Raw genomic sequence first — 16,462 nt, 5'->3', positions numbered from 1 at the left:
ACCGGTATCGACTCATGGGGGAAGAAAATGCTGGACATCCGCGCCACCCGCACACACGCCGCCCAGGCCACCGGCTCCGACGACGAGAGCTGGCACTGAGCATCCGCGCCACCGCGCCACCGCGCGGCCCTGCCCCCGAGCCTGGCTCGGGGGCAGGGCCGTTTCGCCGTCCGGACGTTTCGCCGCCCGGACTGCTCACCGCACGGACTGCTCACCGCACGGCGACCTCGGGTGGCTGCGGGGCTAGGCGCTCCGGACCGCGGACTGGGCGGGCTGGACGGCGGATTGCGCGGGCTGCGCGGCGGCGAAGAGCAGCACCAGTTCGTGCAGCCGGTACAGGGGACGGCCCCTCAGGTCCACGCCGCACAGGTCGAGCAGCGCGCCGTCCACCAACTGCTCCAGCCACTGTTCCGCCGTCGCCTCGGTCATGCCGAGGAGTCCGGCCGCCCGCTGCGCCAGGAACGGTTCGGTGCCGATGGAGCCGAGCCGGGCGAGCACCGTCCGCGCCGGGGCCGGCAGGGCGTACAGCGAGGGCAGCAGCGCACGGGCCATGTCGAGGCCGCCGTGGGTCAGTTCCCGCAGCCGGTGCTCCGGGGCGGCCAGCCGCTGCGCGAGCCGGGCGACGGGCCAGAACGGGCGGGCGATGAGCCGGCTGCCGACGATGCGGAGCGCGAGCGGCAGCCCGCCGCAGTAGCCGAGCAGGTCGTCGGTGGCGTCGGGTTCGGCGAGCAGCCGGGCCCGGCCCGTGACGGCGGCGAGCAGGTCGTGGGCGGCGGCGTCACCGAGCGGCGCGAGCGGCGTCGTACGGGCGCCGGTGACCTGGGTGAGCCGGGTGCGGCCGGTGATCAGCACCACGCCGCCGGGCAGTCCGGCGAGGAGCGGGGCGAGCGACTCCCCCTCCGCCGCGCCGTCCAGGACCACGAGGAGTTGCCGGCCCATGGTGCGGGTGCGCAGCAGCCGTACGAGGTCCTCGAACCTCACGTCGTCGGCCCCGGTCCCCGTACCGGAGTCGGCCAGGGCCCCGTCGCTCTCCCTCAAGGGTTCACCGAGGTCCCGCAGGAGTCCGATGAGGACGTGGCGCGGATGGCGCGGACGGCCGTGCGCGTCGGACAGTTCGACGAAGAGCCGGCCGTCGGGGAAGTGCGCGGCGGCGGCGTGCGCGACGTGCACCGCGAGGGCGGTCTTGCCGACCCCGGCCATGCCGGTGATCAGCAGGTGGCGCGGGCCCCGCCCGGCGGCCGACTCCGCGAGCTGGGTGCGCAGCACGTGCGCCTCGCCGTCCCGGCCGATGAGCCCGTCGACGTCCGGCGGCAGGGTGGCCGGTGCGGCGAGGCCGGCCGCCGGCTCCCGCGCGGGCCGGGTGGCGCCGCCGGGTCCCGGCCCCTGGGTGCCCTTGAGGACCGCGGCGTAGGTCGAGCCGAGCGCTTCCCCGGGGTCGATGCCGAGCTGGTCGGCGAGGAGGGTGCGGCCCTCGTAGTAGCTCTGGAGGGCGTCGCTCTGCCGGCCGCTGCGGTACAGGGCCGTCATGAGCTGCGCCCGCAGTTTCTCGCGCAGCGGATGCCGGGCGACGAGGCCGGTGAGTTCGGCGGTGAGCTGTTCGTGCCGGCCGAGCGCGAGGTCGGCCTCGATGCGGCTCTCCAGGGCGTGCATGCGCGCCTCTTCGAGCTGCGGCAGCTCCGCGTCGGCGAGGTGTTCGGTGACGTTGGCGAGGGCGGTGCCGCGCCAGTGCCCGAGGGCCTCGGCGAGCAGCGCCCCCGCCTCCCGGTGCCGGCGGCGGGCGAGCGCCGCCCGCCCGAGCCGGTCGAGACGTTCGAACTCCAGCAGGTCCACCGCGCTGTGCGGCGCCTGGAGGAGATAGCCGGGCGGCCGGCGCTCTATGCGCACCTCGTCCCCGAGGAGCTTGCGCAGCCGCGACATGTACGTGTAGATCTGCGCTCCGGACGTGGCCGGCGGTTCCCAGCCCCACAGCAGGAAGTTGAGTCTGCTGTCCGACACGACCCGGCCCTTGGCGAGCAGCAGGGCCGCCAGTACCGTGTGCACCTTGGATCCGGAGAGCGGAATGCGTAACCCGCCCCTGTGAGCCTCAACCGGGCCGAGGACTCGGAAGTCCATGCGACACCCCCCCGTCTGGCATGTGCGAACGATGTACTCGCTACCGAAGCTATGCGGGGGCCTTATTTTCATGTTATTCGTTCGGTAACACCACCGAATCTTCACCGTGACGTCCGAGAACGGCCGGTCGCCGGTCGCCCGGCCTTCGCCGGACGCTCAGTCGTCGCCGACGACCACTTCCCGGCCGAGGGACGCGGCGACCGCCTTGTGCACGTGTTTGCCGCCGTCGCCGTTGGTCAGCACCACGCAGCCGCTGCCGGAGCGCAGCCGTACCGACGCCAGCGCCCGGTACCCGGCGGTCTGCCCGCCGTGGCCGAATTCCGACTCCCCGAGGGACGTGTCGACGACCGTGCCGAGACCGTAGAAGCTGCCGGGGAACGCTTCGGTGAGCATCTGTGTGGCGAGCGGCGCGGGCAGCAGGCCGGAGCAGCCCAGGTGGGCCTGGCGGATCTCCACGGCGAGCTGGGCGACGTCGGAGGCGGTGGTCCACAGGCCGCTGCCGGCCCGGACCGGCCGCACCCGGAAACCGTCGAGCAGCGGCCGGCCGTGCTGGTCGTGGCCCGCCGCCCAGTCGGTCCCGGTGCCCGCCTCGCCCGGCGGGGTGAAGGAGCTGTCGGTCATGCCGAGCGGTGCGAAGACCAGCTCCGCCGCCAGGTCCGCGAAGTCCTGCCCGGTGACGTCCGTCAGGAGCCGTTCGGCCAGCGCCCACTGGCTGCCCGCCTTGCGGAACCGGGTGCCCGGTTCGTGCTCGGCGGTGACGTCGTCGAGCACGGTGTCGAGTTTCGGCATGGCCTCGCCGGGCCGCCACCAGGTCGCGGCCGCCCCGGAGAAGCCCGCCGTGTTCGACAGCAGGTGGCGCAGGGTGACGGGGGCTCCGGCGGCGGTGCGCGGCGCGCGCCGCCCGGTCAGGTACCCGTCGACGTCGGCGTCCAGGTCCAGTACCCCCTGGGCGGCCAGGCGCAGCGCGGCGAACGCGGTGACCTGCTTGCTGATGGACCCGGCCTGGAAGCGGGTGCGCAGCGTCACCGGCAGTCCGCTCTCCGCGGACCGCACCCCGTACGCGAGGACGCCCACCACCCGGCCGTCCCGCAGCAGGGCGACCGCGGCGCCCGGCACCCGGTGCGCGGCCATGGTGGTGGCCGGGTCGAGGGACCCGCCCGTCGGTGCCACCCACGTCATCGGCGTTCCCTCGCCCTCTGCCTCGTCGTCCGTTCCGGTTCCGTCGGGCGAGATCCCGTCGAGGGCCTGTGCCAGGTCCTCGACGGTCTCGCTGTCCAGCAGCATCCGCAGGGTGAGATCGAGTCCGGCCCGCCGGGCGGCGGCCATCACGTGCACGATCCGCATGGAGTCGGCGCCCAGGTCCTGCAACCGGTCCCGTACGCCGACGTCGGTCACGCCGAGTACCCGGGCGCAGATGTCCACGAGCCGCCGCTCGGTGGCGGTGCGGGGCGCCAGGTAGGCACGGTCCCCGGCCAGCGCCGCCCGCCCCGGCACGGGCAGCGCCGCCCGGTCGACCTTGCCCGCCGCGTTCAGCGGCAGCTCCGGCAGCGGTACGACGGCCGCGGGCACCATGTACGCGGGCAGGGTGGCGGTCAGCCGCTCGCGCAGCGCCACCGGGTCCGGTGACTCCCCGTCCTCGCCGACGACATAGGCCACGAGCCACTTCTCGCCCTGGTCGTCGTCCCGGGCCAGCACGGTGGCGTCGTGCATGCCGGGAGCCGCGCGCAGCACCTCCTCGATCTCGCCGAGCTCGATGCGGAAGCCGCGGATCTTGACCTGGTTGTCGATGCGCCCGAGACACTCGAGCTGCCCGTCGGCGCGGAACCTGGCCAGGTCCCCGGTGCGGTACATGCGCGAGCCCGGGGGCCCGCCGTACGGCTCCGGCAGGAACCGCTCCGCGGTGAGACCGGAACGGCCCACGTAGCCGCGGGCGATGCCCGCGCCCGCGATGTACAGCTCGCCGGTCACGCCGACGGGCACCGACCGCTGCGCCGAATCGAGCACGTAAGCACGGTAGTTGGGCAGCGGCCGCCCGATCGGCACCGTCGCCGCTTCCGGCGCCAGGTCGGTGCCGGTGCACCAGACGGTGGCCTCGGTGGGCCCGTACAGGTTGCTGAGCCGGCCGACGCGGCCCACCAGGTCCCTGGCAAGCCCCGGCGGGCACTCCTCGCCGGTGGTGACCGCGGTGACGTCCAGCCGGTCCAGGCCCGCGGCGAGGAGCAGTTTCCAGCCCGCGGGGGTCGCTTGTACGTGTGTGACCCCCGTGCGCTCGATCAGCCGGAGCTGTGCGGCCGGGTCGCGGGCCTCGGTGTCGTCGGCGAGCACCACCCGGCCGCCGGTGACCAGCGGCAGGTACAGCTCGGCGGTGGACACGTCGAAGGCGAGCGAGGTGATGGCCAGCCAGCGGTGCTCAGGGCGCGAACGGTGCCACCGCCGCATCGAGAACAGCATGTTGAGCAGCGCGTACTGGCCGATCTGCACGCCCTTGGGGCGGCCCGTGGAGCCGGACGTGAAGAGGGTGTACGCCAGCCGGTGGGTGCGCGCGGGGTCGTCCGGGTCGCGGTCGGCGGACCGGTCGGGCGGGACGGCCGGGCAGGCGGCGATCCGGTCGCGCTCCCGGTCCAGGTCGAGGATCTTCCCCTCGTGTCCGGAGCCGAGGAGCGCGGCGCTGCCGCCGTGCGTCACCGTCAGCCGCGCGCCCGCCGAGTCCAGCATGTACCGCAGCCGTTCGGCCGGGAGCCCGGTGTCCAGCGGCAGATGGGAACCGCCCGCCTTCCAGATGCCGAGCAGCGTCGGCAGCGTGTCGGGGCCCCGGTGCAGCAGCACCCCGACCACCGACTCGGGCCCCACGCCCGCCTCCCGCAGCCGGTGCGCGATCCGGTTGGCCCGCTCGTCGAGCTGCCGGTACGTGACCGTGTCCTCGCCCATCTGCACGGCGACGGCGTCGGGAGTGGCCGCGGCCTGCCCCTCGATCACCTCGTGGACGTAGCGTCTCATCCCCACTCCACCTCGGTGTCGTTGAAGTCGTCCAGGACCTGGGCCAGCTCCGTCACGGACAGCAGTGAGGCGTCCACGTCGCCGTCCGGGTCGGCCGCCATCGCGTCAAGGACCGCCCGGTATATCCCGGCCACGCGCTCGGCGTTGGCCCGGTCGAGCCCGGTACTGACCGCGCGCAGCACGAGCCGGCCCGGCACATTGGCCACGGACAGCGTGAACTCGTTGGAGCTGTCCCCGGCGCCCGCCTGCACATCCACCGCGCTGCCCGCGGTCTGGTGGAAGTCCTGGTAGCGGTACATCACCTCGAACAGGCGCCGTCCGTCTGCCAGTTGCTGCACCGCAGGGAGCGGATACCGCCGGTGCGGATACACCTCCGCCTCCCGGTCGAAGACCTGGCGCACCAGCTCCCGCCAGGTCCGCGCGCTCCGGTCGTGCGCGAAGGGCAGCGTGTTCAGGAACATCCCGAACACCCGCTCCGCGCCCGGCGCCTCGGGCCGCGCGCTGTACACCACACCGGTGTGGAAGGCGTCCTCGCCGGTGACCGTGGACAGCACCTTGAGGTGGGTCGCGAGCAGCACCGCCTTGAACGAGGTGTCGGTGGACCTGGCCAGATCGCGCAGCGCGGGCTCGATGTCGCGGAAGTCCACGGACAGCTTGAAGTCCTCGCGCGGCGCGCCGTTCCCGGCCCCCCACTCCTCCGGCAGCCGGCACGGCGCGTACCGGTCGACGATCCCGCGCCAGTACGCGCGGTCCTCGCCGGAGTCCAGCGACTCCTGCTCGGCGGCGATGAAGTCGGCGTAGCGCACGGGCGCCGGTTCCGGCTCCGCGGGCACGGCGCCGGACGCGTAGCCCTGGTACAGGTCCAGCATCTCCCGCAGCAGCGACTGCTGGCTCCAGCCCTCCGTGATGGCGTGGCAGTGGGTGAAGCCGAGGTGCCACGCCTCGTCGGACTCGATCAGCGCGGCGAACCGCAGCAGTGGCGGCCGGTCCAGGTCGAAGAGGAGCGCCCGCTCGGCGGCGATGTGCTCCTGCCGCGCCGCCGCGAACCCTTCCGCGTCCGTGCCGCGCAGGTCCCGCAGGGTGACCAGCGGCTCGGCGGCCGGGTGCACGAGCTGGAGCGGCACCGAGAAGGTCTCCAGGTCGAAGGAGGTCCGCAGCATCTCGTGCCGTTCGACCACGGTACGGGCCGCCCGGTTCAGCGCCCTGGCGTCGAACGGCCGCCCGTCGTTGATCCGGAACGTGGCCGTGTTGTGGTACTTGTTCAGCCCGTCACCGGCCAGCATCTCCACCAGCATGCCGAGCTGCATCTTGGCGACCGGATAGGCGTCCGTGATCCCGGCCGGCAGCCGGTCGCGGTCCTCGTCCCCGATCAGCGCGAAGGGCTCCACCGCCCGGTAGCCGTCGCCCGCTTCACCGCCGGTGAGAGTGGCGGCGAGCCCGGCGACGGTCCGGTTCTGGAACACGTCGCGTACGGCGGCCTCGAAGCCCTCCGCCCGCAGGGCACCCACCAGCGCGATCGCCTTGATCGAGTGCCCGCCGAGATCGAAGAAGTTGTCCTCGACCCCGACCCGCTCGACCCCCAGCACCTTGCTCCACACCGCCGCGATGCGCTCCTCGGTGGGGGTGCGCGGGGCGATGTAGGAGTCGGCGGCGTTGTCGTCCGGGTCGGGCAGGGCCCGCCGGTCGAGCTTGCCGTTGGCGGTCAGCGGAATCGCATCCAGTTGCACGAAGGCGGACGGGATCATGTACTCGGGCAGTACGTCCGTCAGATCCGGGACCTCGCCGACGACATAGGCGATCAGCCGCTGGTCCTCATCCGACACGATCACCGCGGCATCCGAGACACCCGGCTGGGCGACGAGCACCGCCCGCACCTCACCCAGCTCGATGCGGTATCCGCGCACCTTCACCTGGTCGTCGATCCGGCCCAGGAACTCCACCGCACCGTCCGACCGCCACCGCGCCAGATCCCCGGTCCGGTACATCCGGCTGCCCGCCGGACCGTATACGTCCGGAAGGAACTTCTCGGCGGTACGGACCGGATCGCCCACGTAGCCGCGGGCCACACCCGCGCCACCGACGTACAGCTCACCGGCCGCACCGACCGGAACGGGCTGGAGGTGACGGTCCAGGACGCGCATGGTCATGTTCGGCAGCGGGCGTCCGATCGGGACGACCCCCTCGAACGCCTCCGCCAGCGGGAAGACACAGGTACCGACGGTGGCTTCGGTCGGTCCGTACTCGTTCAGGACCGCTCCGTCGCCGAGGACCCGGCGCCACCGGTCGACCAGCGCACCGGGCAGCGCCTCACCGGCCACGACGACCCGGCCCGTCAGCGCGGCGATCTCCTCGTCCGAGAGCTGACCCGAGAGGACTTCCAGGTGGCCGGGCGTGAGCTTGATGAAGGAGAAGGGGCCGGCTCCGTGCAACGCGGCGCCGAGGTCGATCAGTTCACCGTCGTACAGCCACGTCCGCTGACCGGCCGCCAGCGGCGCCCACACGTTCGGGACGACGAGGTCGAAGGCGACGGAGGAGAAGACGGGGGCGCCGCCGGAACCGGCGGACGCCAGTTCCTGCACCGCCCAGTCCACGTGATTGGCCAGGCTGCGGTGGGTGACCTGCACACCCTTGGGGCGGCCGGTCGAACCGGACGTGAAGACGGTGTACGCCACCGAGTCCGGGTCGATGACCACTCCGGGCGCCGTTTCAGGCAGCCCTGACAGGTCCTCGTCCGCCCGTACCACCGGGACCTCGAAGCGGTCGGCGTAAGCGGCGGAGGTCAGTGCCACCTGAACGCCCGCGTCCGCGACCATCCCCGCGATGCGGGTGGCCGGCAGCACCGGGTCCATCGGTACGTAACCCGCGCCCGCCCGCCATACCGCCAGCAGCGCCACCACCAGGTCGACCGAACGGTCAAGGAGCACCGCGACGGAGGACTCGGCGCCGACACACGCGTTGCGCAGCGCATGCGACAGGCGATTCGCCCGTGCAATCAACTCGGCGTACGACAGGCTCTGTTGGCTCATTGCGAGCGCGGTCTCTCCGGCCCGTCGTGTCACCTGCTCCGCGATCAGCTCAGGGACGGAGCCGGCCGGCAGAGGCGCCGCCGAGTCGTTCCAGGCCGTCAGGACCAGCTCGCGTTCGCCGGCCGGCAGGAACGTCTGCCGTGCGTCGCCGTGCACGTCGGCGGCAATGGCTTCGAGGACCGCGCGGTACATCGCCGCCAGCCGGTCCACCGCCGTACGGCCGAGGACCACCGGGTCGGCCGTGAGCAGCAGTCCGCTGCCGCGGGCGGCGACCGCGAGCCCGAACTCCGTGGCCCCCTCGCCGTCACCGGAGTCCGCGTCGACGAGTTCGCTGTCGGCCTGGGCGTCGGAGAGGTCGAGGTAGCTGAAGCGGACGTCGAGGAGGCGCGTACCGTCGCCCAGTTCCCGCTGCATCACCGGCATCGGGAAGCGGCGGTGCGGCCAGAGCCGGGCCTCCTGCTCGAAGGTCTGGTCGATCAGGTCGGCCCAGGTGCGGGCGCCGGTGCGGTGGGCGAACGGCACGGTGTTGAGGTACATGCCGTAGACCCGTTCGGCGCCCTCGACCTCGGGGCGGCCGCTGGAGACGAGGCCCGTGCAGAAGGCGTCCTCGACGGTGAGCTGGCTCATCACCTTCAGGTGCGCGGCGTGCAGTACCGCCTTGAGCGAGGTGCTGGTGGAGCGCGCGGCCGCCCGCAGGTCGGCGGTGAGGTCGCCGAGCGGTACCTGCACGGTCACCGCGCGGTCGCCGGGCTCCGGGTCGCCCCAGCCGGCCGGCAGCTCGAACTTGGCGTGTTCGGTGAGGGCTTCGCGCCAGTACGCGCGGTCCTCGTCCGAGTCGAGGGACGCCTGCTCGGCCGCCACGAAGTCCGCGTACCGGACCTCGGGGACGTCGGCCTCGCGCAGTCGCTCGCCGGCGCGCAGCCGCAGGTAGCCCTCCACGATGTCGCTGAGCAGGGTGCGGTGGCTCCAGCCCTCCGTGATCGGGTGGCAGACGCTGACCGACAGCCACCACGCCTCGTCTGACTCGACCAGCGCCGAGACCCGCAGCAAGGGGGCCCGGTCGAGTTCGAAGGCCGTGGCCCGTTCGCCGACGAGGTGCGCCCGGCGCGCCTCGGCCTGCTGCTCGGCGCTCTGGCCGCGCAGGTCGTGGACGGTGACGGGGAGGTCCGCCGTGGCGTGGATGAGCTGGAGCGGTACGGAGTAGGCGTCGAGCTCGAAGGAGGCCCGCAGCATCTCGTGCCGTGCGACCACCGCCTGGCCCGCGCCGCGCAGGGCCTCCACGTCGAAGGGACGGCCGTCCCTGATCCGGAACGTGGTGGTGTTGTGGTACTTGTTCCGCCCGTCGTCGGCGAGCATCTCCACCAGCATGCCGAGCTGGACCTGGGCCAGCGGGTAGGCGTCGACCAGACCCTCCGGCAGCCGGCCCCGGTCCTCGTCGCCGATCAGGGCGAAGGGCCGCACCGCCTGGTAACCGTCGGCGACTTCGCCACCGGTGAGAGTGGCGGCGAGCCCGGCGACCGTGCGGTTCTGGAACACGTCGCGTACGGCGGCCTCGAAGCCCTCCGCCCGCAGGGCACCCACCAGCGCGATCGCCTTGATCGAGTGCCCGCCGAGATCGAAGAAGTTGTCCTCGACCCCGACCCGCTCGACACCGAGCACCTTGCTCCACACCGCCGCGATGCGCTCCTCGGCGGGCGTACGGGGGGCGATGTAGGAGTCGGCCGCGTTCTCGTCCGGATCGGGCAGGGCACGGCGGTCCAGCTTGCCGTTCGCGGTCAGCGGCAGCTCGTCCAACTGCACGAACGCGGACGGGATCATGTACTCCGGCAGCGCATCGGTGAGATCCGGGACCTCGCCGACGACGTACGCGACCAGCCGCTGATCCTCCTCCGACACGATCACCGCGGCGTCCGTGACACCCGGCTGGGCGATCAACGCGGCCCGTACTTCGCCGAGTTCGATGCGATATCCGCGCACCTTGACCTGATCGTCGATCCGGCCCAGGAACTCCACCGCACCGTCCGACCGCCACCGCGCCAGATCCCCGGTCCGGTACATCCGGCTGCCCGCCGGCCCGTACACATCCGGCAGGAACTTCTCGGCGGTACGCACCGGGTCACCCACATAGCCACGAGCCACACCCGCGCCGCCGACGAACAGCTCACCGACCGCACCCACCGGAACAGGCCGCAGCCGACCGTCCAGGATCCGCATCGTCATGTTCGGCAGTGGACGCCCGATCGGGACCACGCCTTCGAAGGCTTCCACCAGCGGGAAGACACATGTGCCGACGGTCGCCTCAGTGGGCCCGTACTCGTTGAGGACCGCCCCGTCGCCCAGGACCTGGCGCCACCGCTCGACGAGACCGCCGGGCAGGGCCTCACCGGCCACCACGACCCGGCCCGTCAGAGCCGCGATGTCCTCGTCCGACAACTGGCCCGAGAGGACTTCCAGGTGTCCGGGAGTGAGCTTGATGAAGGAGAAGGGGCCGGCTTCGTTCAACGCGGCGCCGAGATCGGTGAGTTCGCCGTCGAAGAGCCAGGTCCGCTGACCGGCCGCCAGCGGCGCCCACACATTCGGCACCACCAGGTCGAAGGCCACCGACGAGAAGACGGGGGCGCCGCCCGACCAGACGGACGCCAGCTCCCGTACCGCCCAGTCCACGTGATTGACCAGGCTCCGGTGCGAGACCTGCACACCCTTCGGACGACCCGTGGAACCCGACGTGAAGACCGTGTACGCCACCGAGTCCAGATCCACCCGGACCTCGGGCGCGGACGACGGCAGGCGCGACAGGTCCTCGTCCACCCGCACCACCGGCACCTCGAACCGGCCCGCGTACGCCTCCGACGTCACCGCCACCTGCACACCCGCATCCGCGACCATCCCCGCGATCCGTGAGCCCGGCAGCACCGGGTCCATCGGCACATAACCCGCACCCGCACGCCACACCGCCAGCAACGCCACCACCAGATCCACCGACCGGTCCAGCAACACCGCCACCAACGACTCCGCACCCACACCCTCAGCACGCAGGCGATGCGCCAGACGATTCGCCCGGACGTCCAACTCCGCATACGTCAGGACCCGTTCACCCGACTCAAGCGCGACCGCGTTCGGCCACTCGGCCATCTGCTCCGCGATCAGCTCCGGGACGGAGCGGGGAGGCACCGGCACCGCCGAGTCGTTCCAGGTGGTCAGTACGCGCTCGCGTTCACCGCCCGGCAGGAATGTCTCCTGTGCGTCGCCGTCCACGTCGGCGGCCATAACTTCGAGGACTGTCCGGTACATCGCCGCCAGCCGGTCCACCGCCGTACGGCCGAAGTGGTGCCGGTGGCCGGTGATCACCATGAAGCCGGCGCGGGTGGAGACGCCGAGCGGGAACTCGGTGGGGCTGTCGTCGATGGTGGCGGGGTAGTCGACGAGGTCCTGGTCGACCTGGCGGAAGTTCTGGTAGCTGAAGCGGACGTTGACGAGACGTTCGGTGCCGGCGAGCTCGCGCTGCATGGCGCCGAGGGGGTAGCGGCGGTGCGGCCAGACCTCGATCTCCTGGTCGAAGACCTGGCGGACCAGTTCGCGCCAGGTGCGGGCGCCGCGCCGGTGGGCGAACGGGAGGGGGTTGAGGTAGACGCCGTAGACGCGTTCCGCGCCGACCGCCTCGGGGCGGGCGTTGGTGACGAGGCCGGTGAAGAACGACTCCTCCGGGGTGAGCTGGCTCATCACCTTCAGGTGCGCGGCGTGCAGCACGCTCTTGATGGGGACCTTGGCCTGGGTGGCGAGGGTGCGGAGCCCGGCTTCGAGATCGTGGTACGGCACCCAGGAGCGGTTGAGGCCGGGGGGTGTGGAGGCGGGGTCGTCGCCGAGGCTGGCCGGGATCTCGAAGGGCGTGTGCTCGTCGAGGACGCCCTGCCAGTAGCCGCGATCCTCCTCGGAGGCGAGCGACTGGAGCTCGGCGGCGACGAAGTCCGCGTAGCGGATGCCGGGGGTGTCCGGGTCCGGCAGGGGCTCGCCCGCGCGCAACGCGTGGTAGGTGGTGACGAGTTCCATCAGCAGGGAGTGGTGGCTCCAGCCTTCGAGCACGGCGTGGCACTCGGTGAGGGTCAGCCACCAGGAGCCGTCGTCGCGGGCGTGGCCGGTGAAGCGGATCAGCGGGGCGCGGGTCAGGTCGAAGAGCTCGGTGCGCTCCGTCGCCATGTAGGCGCGCAGGGACTGCTCCGCGGCGTCCGCGTCGAGGCCGGTGAGGTCGCGGGTGGTGACGGGTGAGACGACCTCGGCGTGCACGAGCTGGAGAGGTACGGAGTAGCCCTCGACGGCGAAGGAGGAGCGGAGGATTTCGTGCCGGGCCAGGACGGTGTCGACGGTCCGCTGGAGGACGCCGGGGTCGAGGGGGTGCTCGTCCAGGATCCGGAAGCAGGTGGAATTGTGGTAGTGGTTGCGGCCGTCGTCGGCGAGCATCTCCACGACCATGCCGAGCTGGACCTGCGCCAGCGGGTAGGCGTCCACCAGGCCCTCGGGGAGCCGGGCGCGGTCGTCCGCGCCGAGCAGGGCGAAGGGGGCGACGGGCGGCTCGGGCTCCGCGGGGGCGGGGCGGCCGGTGGCGAAGGCGACGAGTTCGGCGGGGGTGCGGTGCTCGAAGACGTCGCGGACGGTGACGTCGTACTCGCCGCCGCGCAGGGCGCCGACGAGGGCGACGGCGCGCAGGGAGTCGCCGCCGAGGTCGAAGAAGTTGTCCTCGACACCGACCGTCTCCACGCCCAGGACCTCGCGCCAGACGGCGGTCATCTCCTCCTCGGCGGGGGTGCGCGGGGCGACGTGCACGGCGTCGACGCCGAGGGCGCTGCGGTCGGGGGCCGGCAGGGCGGCCTGGTCGAGCTTGCCGTTGACGGTGAGCGGGATGCGGCCGACGACGAGGAAGGCGGCCGGGATCATGTACTCGGGCAGGCTCCGGGCGAGCAGGGCGCGCAGTTCGCTGGGCGCGGCCACGGCGTCGCCGGTGGGCACGACGTAGGCGATGAGGCGGCGGTCGCCGGGGGTGTCCTCGCGGGCGACGACGACGGCGTCGCGGACGCGCGGGTGGGTGGTGAGGGCGGCCTTGATCTCGCCGAGTTCGATGCGGTGGCCGCGGATCTTGACCTGGTGGTCGATGCGGCCGAGGTAGTCGAGGCTGCCGTCGGGGCGGCGGGAGGCGAGGTCGCCGCTGCGGTAGAGGCGGGTGCCGGGGGTGCCGTAGGGGTCGGGTACGAAGCGTTCGGCGGTGAGGGCGGGGCGGCCCAGGTACATGAGGGCGACGCCGGGGCCGCCGACGTGGATCTCGCCGGGTACGCCGACGGGTACGAGTTCGCCGTGCGGGCCGAGCAGGTGGACCTGGAGGTCGCTGATCGGCACGCCGACCGGGTTGCCGGTCTCGGCGTCGAGGTCGGCCTCGGTGACGCGGTGGAACGTGGTGTGCACGCACGTCTCGGTGATGCCGTACAGGTTGTCCAGTTCCGTGACGTCGAGGCCGCGGCGCTCCGCCCAGGGCTTGAGGGCGGGGATGTCGAGGCGTTCGCCGCCGAACGAGACTACGCGGACGGCGAGTTCGTCGACGAGGGGGTGTCCCTCGGCGGCCAGGGAGACCAGGCTGCGGAAGGCGGACGGGGTCTGGTTGAGGACGGTGACCCGTTCGCCGGCGAGCAGGCGCAGGAAGTCTTCCGGTGAGCGGGAGGTCTCCGGCGGTACGACGACCAGGCGGCCGCCGTAGGTGAGGGCGCCCCAGATCTCCCACACCGACATGTCGAAGGCGTAGGAGTGGAAGAGGGTCCACACGTCCCGCTCGCCGAAGTGGAAGTGCTCCTCGGTGGCGGTGAACAGGCGCAGCACGTTGGTGTGGCTGAGGCCGACGCCCTTGGGCCTGCCGGTGGAGCCCGAGGTGTAGATCGTGTAGATCAGGTCGTCGGGGTGGACGCCGGTGTCCGGGTCGTGATCGGGGGCGGCGGCCAGCGCGGCGGTCTCCTGGGGGTCGTCCAGGACGACGAAGCGGCTGCCCTCGGCGGCGGCGCGCAGGTGGGCGGCGTGTCCGCCGGAGGTGACGACGACGTCGGCGCCCGCGTCCTTCAGGACGTAGCCGATGCGGTCGGCGGGGTGCTCGGGGTCCAGCGGCAGGTAGCCGGCGCCGGACTTCAGGACGCCGAGCAGGGCGGGCACCAGGTGCGGGCCGCGGTCGAGGCCGACGCCGACCAGGCGGCCGGGGCCCGCGCCGAGGGAGCGCAGGTGGTGGGCGAGGCGGTTGGCCCGGGTGTTGAGTTCGGCGTAGGTGAGGCGTTCGGTGCCGCAGACGACGGCGACGGCGTCGGGGGTGGCGGCGGCGCGCTCCTCGACGAGCTGGTGGACGCAGCGGGTGGGCGCGTCGAAGACGCGGACCTCGGGCAGCAGGACGGCGAGGTCGGCGGCGTCGAGCATGTCCAGGCGGGACAGGCGGCGGTCGGGGTGGTCGGCGGCGGAGGCCAGCAGCCGCTGGAGGTGGCGGGCCATGCGCTCGGCGGTGGTCCGGTCGTAGAGGGCGGTGCTGTATTCGAGGGTGCCGGTGACGGACCCGTCGGGCGCCTCGCGGAGCTGGAGGGTGAGGTCGAAGCGGGAGACCTGCGAGGTGGCGGTCAGGGTCTCGGTGTCGACGCCGGGCAGGGTGAAGCCGGTGGTGCGTTCGCGGTGCATGGTGAAGGCGACCTGGCACAGCGGGGTGCGGGACATGTCCCGGACCGGGGCCAGTTCGTCCACGAGGCGGGCGAAGGGGTACTCCTGGTGGTCGAAGGCGTCCAGGACGGTTTCCCGGGCGCCGGTGAGGAGCTGCCGGAACGTCGGGTCGCCCTGCCAGGTGCCGCGCAGGACCAGGGTGTTGATGCCGTAGCCGATGAGCCCTTCCAGCTCGGGCCGGTTGCGTCCGGAGACGACGGTGCCCACGGCGATGTCGTCGCGTCCCGTGTAGCGGGAGAGGAGCCCCTGGTAGCCGGCGAGGAGGGTGTGGAAGAGGGTCGCGCCGTGCGCGGCACCGAGGTCGCGGAGCTTTTCAGCGAGCGGTGCGGGCAGGTGGACGGGGACCGCGTCACCGGCGTAGGAGCGGGTGGCGGGGCGGCGGCGGTCGGCCGGCACCTCCAGGGGGGTGAGTCCGGCGAGCCGTTCGCGCCAGTGGTCGAGCTGGCGGTCGAGCTCCCCGCCGTCGAGACGGCGGCGCTGCCAGGCCGCGTAGTCGGCGTACTGCACCGGGAGGGGGGCCAGGGGTGAGGGCTCGTCGCGGCCGAACGCCTCGTACAGCGCGGCGAGTTCGCCGAGGAACAGGCCCACGGACCACTCGTCGCAGGCGACGTGGTGGAAGACGACGACCAGCAGGTGGTCGTCGTCCGCGACGCGGATGAGGCGGGCCCGCAGCGGGGCGCCTTCGGCTAGGTCGAAGGGGCGGCCGGGTTCGGCCTCGGCCAGCCGGCGGGCCGCCGCCTCCCGTTCGGCGGGGGTGCCGCTGCCGGTCAGATCGTCGATGGGCAGGTCGAACGGGCCGGGCGGGTCGATGAGCTGGACCGCTTCGGTTCCGTCGAGCCGGTAGCGGGTGCGCAGGATCTCGTGGCGGGCCACCAGCTCCTCGAAGCCGCGCCGCAGCAGACCGGCGTCGAGCCGCCCGCGCAGCCGGAGCGCCACGGGCACGCTGTACTCCCAGCTCTCCGGGTCCAGCCTGCTGAGGAACCACATCTGCTGCTGCCCGTGCGACAGCGCGAGCGGCCCGTCGCGGTCGACGGGGGTGACAGCGCCCCGCCGCCCACCGCGGCCCCCGGCCCGCCCTCCGGCGAGCCTGGCCCGCACCAACTCCTCACGCCTGCGGTCGGCCGCGGAACCGCTGCCGCTCGGTCCGCCACCGTCGACCGGTCCGCCGCCGTCGGCCGATCCGCCGCCGTCGGCCGATCCGCTGTGGTCGGCGGATGCGCCGCCGCCGACAGACGCGCCGTTGCCGACAGACGCACTGCCGTCGGCCGCCCGGCCCCTGCCGGCCGACACGCCGCGGTCGGCGGATGCCCCGCCGCCGACAGACGCGCCGTTGCCGACAGACGCCCCGCCGCCGACAGACGCGCCGTTGCCGACAGACGTGCTGCCCTCGGCCGCTCCGCCGCCGCCGACCGCTCCGCCGTCACCGGCGGATCCGCTGCCGTCGCCCTGTCCGCTCGTGCGGACTTCGCTCGTGGTCATGCTGAGCGCCCCTCCCGACCTTCGTTCCGTACGACGTGTCTCGTGTGGTGCCTGCGTGGTGCTGGGTGCTGTGCGGTGTGTGCCGCCGCCGTCGGCGCCGTGGGCCGGGGGGCGTGGAC

General features: G+C 73.0%; 3 protein-coding genes. All 3 read right to left on the bottom strand.

The window, feature by feature from the left end:
* Positions 1 to 243 precede the first annotated feature (243 nt).
* The 3 genes from ACFV6E_RS17155 to ACFV6E_RS17145 all read right to left on the bottom strand — a co-directional run bounded on the left by ACFV6E_RS17155 (position 244) and on the right by ACFV6E_RS17145 (position 16,343).
* Positions 244 to 2,040 (bottom strand): BTAD domain-containing putative transcriptional regulator, encoded by a 1,797-nt coding sequence (locus ACFV6E_RS17155; RefSeq protein ID WP_385462405.1) that lies wholly within the window; start codon positions 2,038 to 2,040, stop codon positions 244 to 246.
* A 228-nt stretch (positions 2,041 to 2,268) separates the two neighbouring features.
* A complete protein-coding gene (locus tag ACFV6E_RS17150) occupies positions 2,269 to 5,109 on the bottom strand; it encodes an amino acid adenylation domain-containing protein (protein ID WP_385462402.1) in 2,841 nt (946 codons plus the stop codon).
* A complete protein-coding gene (locus ACFV6E_RS17145) occupies positions 5,106 to 16,343 on the bottom strand; it encodes an amino acid adenylation domain-containing protein (RefSeq protein ID WP_385462399.1) in 11,238 nt (3,745 codons plus the stop codon). Before ACFV6E_RS17145 ends, ACFV6E_RS17150 begins: the two co-directional genes overlap by 4 nt.
* Between the last annotated feature and the right edge of the window lie 119 nt (positions 16,344 to 16,462).

Source organism: Streptomyces sp. NPDC059785 (assembly GCF_042732375.1).
In the GTDB taxonomy this organism is placed as follows: domain Bacteria; phylum Actinomycetota; class Actinomycetes; order Streptomycetales; family Streptomycetaceae; genus Streptomyces.
Note: the sequence above shows the minus strand (reverse complement) of the source record. Positions and strands in the feature narration are given on the sequence as shown.